This is a genomic window from Saccharomonospora sp. NPDC046836 (assembly GCF_040645195.1).
GTDB lineage: Bacteria > Actinomycetota > Actinomycetes > Mycobacteriales > Pseudonocardiaceae > Prauserella_A.
The window spans coordinates 1-3,126 of record NZ_JBEYXW010000108.1 but is presented as its reverse complement, the minus strand read 5'-3'; the positions used below and the strand labels follow the sequence as shown (position 1 = coordinate 3,126).

Sequence of the window (3,126 nt, the reverse complement as noted above, 5' to 3'; positions counted from 1 at the left end):
GTGGCCGGGGGCCCGCGGCTCACACCAGCTCGGGGGCGGGTCGCACGCCGCGGCCCGGTCCCTTGCCCGCGCAGGCCGGCGACTGGTTGAGGACCTCCAGGAAACGCTCCTTGAGCTGCGGGGAGGGCTCGATGCCCAGTTCGGCGGCCATCCGGCCGCGAGCCGTGTGGTAGGCCTCGATCGCCTCGGCCTGGCGTCCGCACCGGTACAGCGCCAGCATCAGCATCTCGGTGACCCGCTCGCGCCAGGGGTGCACGATGCTCATGCGCTTCAACTCTCCCAGGGCGGAGGGTATCTCCCGCTCCAGGTCGAGCCAGAGTTTGTCCTCGGTGGCGGCCAGGTGCTCCTCGGCCAGCTGGACGGCCACCGACTGGCACAGCAGCCCTCCGGCGACGTCCTGGAGGGGGGCGCCGCGCCACAGGCCCAGGCTCTGGGTGAGCAGCGCGGCGGCCGCGTCCCGGTCCTTGGCCATGAGCGAGCGGGCCCGGCCGACGCCCTGCCTGAAGGCGTTCATGTCGAGGTCCTGGGCGGGGAATTCGAGGCTGTAGCCGGTGGAGCGGGTGATCAGCGCCGGGGCGTGGTCCCCGCACTCCTGCAGGGTGCGGCGCAGTCGTGAGACGTGGGCCTGGAGGGCGTTCTCCACGGTCACCGGCGGCTGCTCGCCCCACAGTTCGCCGTAGAGATCCTCCGCGGGGACCAGCTGGCCGCCGTTGACCAGGAGCACCGCGAGCAGCACCCGCTGGTGTCCGCCACGGATGCTGCGGAAGTGCCCCTCCACCTCGATTCCGACAGAGCCGAGAACGTTGAACTTCACTGGCTGTACCTCCCCCTGCCTGTCGCCCCCGGACGTGTCGCCGCGGGGGCGGTACGGACGTGGTGTCCGCATCGAACGTGGCACCGGTGGCTTGAGCGCCACTGGAGATCGGGCATGGGCGTGGTGGGCGGGTCACCGTGCGCGGGGCGGCGGGCGGGCGGCGCTGTGCGGCATCCCCACGGGCCTCAAGTTGTCCTCAAGTGTCCCTTGAGTCGGCTGTGTCATAGTCAGTTGTGATTCCGTCCGGAGCCTCGCGCGACCGGCCGGCAGCCCTATGCAGTCGTTATCGATCAAGGAGTACGCGTGAGTGACCTGACCGAACTGGCCGGCCGTTACATCGCCATCTGGAACGAGGCGGACGAGGCCAAGCGCGCCGCCGCGATCTCCGCTCTGTTCACCGCGGACGCCACGTACACCGACCCGCTGGCGGACGTGCAGGGGCACGACGGTATCGGAGCTGTCATCGCGGGCGCGCGCGACCAGTTCAAGGGCTTCGAGTTCAAGATCCTCGGCGAGGTCGACACCAACCACCACATCGCCCGTTTCCAGTGGGAGCTGGTGCCGGACGGCGGCGGCGAGAACGTCGTCATCGGCTTCGACGTCGCGGTCGGCGACGGCGCCGGAAAGATCAAGGGTGTGTACGGCTTCCTCGACAAGGTGCCCGCCGGCGCCTGATCCCGGCCCGCGGCACGGGTGACACCGGGCGGATCCCCGCGCTTGGGGGTCTGCCCGTTTCCGTCCGCGCGCAGCGACCCAGCACGACTGACGATCTCCCCCACTAGGAGCACCACGATGACTACGGACACCGGGTCCGACCCCAGACTCGAGGACGAGGTGACACCACCGGCCGGCACGGACGGCCCTGGCTGGGGTGCGCTGGCCATCGTGATGGTGGGCACGTTCATCACCGTCCTCGACTACTTCATCACCAACGTCGCCGTGCCCACCATCCAGAGCGACCTGGGCGCCAACCACGCCCAGTCCCAGCTGGTCCTCGTCGGCTATGGCGTGGCCTTCACGGCTGCCATGATCACCGGTGGCCGGCTGGGCGACCTCTTCGGCCGTAGGCGCATGTTCTCGCTGGGCATGCTCGGATTCACCATCGCCTCCGGGCTGTGCGCCATCGCGCAGAGCCCTGACGCCCTGATCGTCTTCCGGGTGCTGCAGGGCGCAGCCGCGGCCCTGATGGTCCCGCAGGTGCTCGGCATCCTCGGTGTCGTCTACACCGGTGCCGCGCGGGCCCGCGCCTTCGTCGTGTACGGCCTGGTGATCGGCATGGCCGGGGTCTTCGGCCAGGTCATCGGCGGCGCGCTGATCTCCATCGACGTGGCCGGGCTCGACTGGCGGACCATCTTCCTGATCAATCTGCCGGTCGGCGTGGTGGCGCTGATCCTGACGCCGCGGCTGATCCCCGAGTCCCGCGGCGAGGACGGCGGACGCCTGGACCTGGCCGGCGCGGTGCTGTCCACGGCGGCCCTGGTCGCCGTCGTCTACGCGCTGGTCCAGGGCCAGGAGCAGGACTGGCCGCTGTGGAGCTGGCTGCTGCTGGCGGCCTCGGTACCGCTGGGCGCCGGCTTCATCGCACAGCAGCGCCGCCGCTCCCGCCAGGGGCGCAGCCCGCTGATCGACCTGGAGCTGTTCCACGGGCGTGCCTTCTCGGTGGGCCTGGCCGGCATGCTGTCCTACTTCCTGGCGATGGGCTCGTTCTTCTTCCTGCTCGCGCTCTACCTGCAGCAGGGCCGCGGCCTCTCGCCGGCCGAGGGCGGGCTGGTCTTCCTGGTCCTGGGCACCGGGTACTTCGGCTCGTCGCTGGCCTCCGCCCAGCTGGCCGCGCGGCTGGGCCACCGGCTGTACTCGACGGGCCCGCTGATCCTTGCCGCGGGTTACATCGCCACCGGGCTCACCGCGCGGTGGCTGGGCACCGACGGCAACATCCTGTGGATCATCCCGTCGCTGGTGGTCGCCGGGCTCGGGATGGGCATGACCACCGGTCCGCTGACCGGTGCCGTGCTCGCGGGCGCCGACCCCAAGCACGCGGCGGCGGCCTCCGGGGTGACCAACACCGTGCAGGAGGGTGCGGTCGCCATCGGGGTGGCCGTCGTCGGCGCCGTCTTCTTCCCGGCACTGGGCGGCGGGGCGCCGTCGGACTACCCGCACGCCTTCGACATGGGTCTGATCCCTCTGGTGGCCTTCTGTCTGGCCGCCGGCGTGATCGTGCGGTTCATGCACCCGCGCGCCGAGCGGTGAACGGCCACCGCGGCTGAACCCTCGCACCGCCCCCGGACGGCCGGGCCGACGTACCTCGTCGGCCC

General features: G+C 71.1%; 3 protein-coding genes. 2 read left to right on the top strand and 1 reads right to left on the bottom strand.

The genetic code is table 11. The features are described from left to right. Window positions 1-19: 19 nt before the first annotated feature. The gene (locus ABZ863_RS35455; protein WP_023415555.1) at window positions 20-814 is read right to left on the bottom strand and encodes an AfsR/SARP family transcriptional regulator; all 795 of its coding nucleotides are present in this window, start codon (window positions 812-814) and stop codon (window positions 20-22) included. 303 nt (window positions 815-1,117) lie between these two features. Here ABZ863_RS35455 and ABZ863_RS35450 point away from each other — a divergent pair, with 303 nt between their 5' ends. Both ABZ863_RS35450 and ABZ863_RS35445 read left to right on the top strand, forming a co-directional pair. Next, window positions 1,118-1,489, top strand: coding sequence for a nuclear transport factor 2 family protein (locus ABZ863_RS35450; RefSeq protein WP_023415556.1), 372 nt, complete (start codon window positions 1,118-1,120; stop codon window positions 1,487-1,489). A gap of 117 nt (window positions 1,490-1,606) precedes the next feature. Beyond that, complete coding sequence (locus ABZ863_RS35445; RefSeq protein ID WP_033947308.1) at window positions 1,607-3,061, top strand: MFS transporter; 1,455 nt, start codon at window positions 1,607-1,609, stop codon at window positions 3,059-3,061. Window positions 3,062-3,126: the final 65 nt, after the last annotated feature.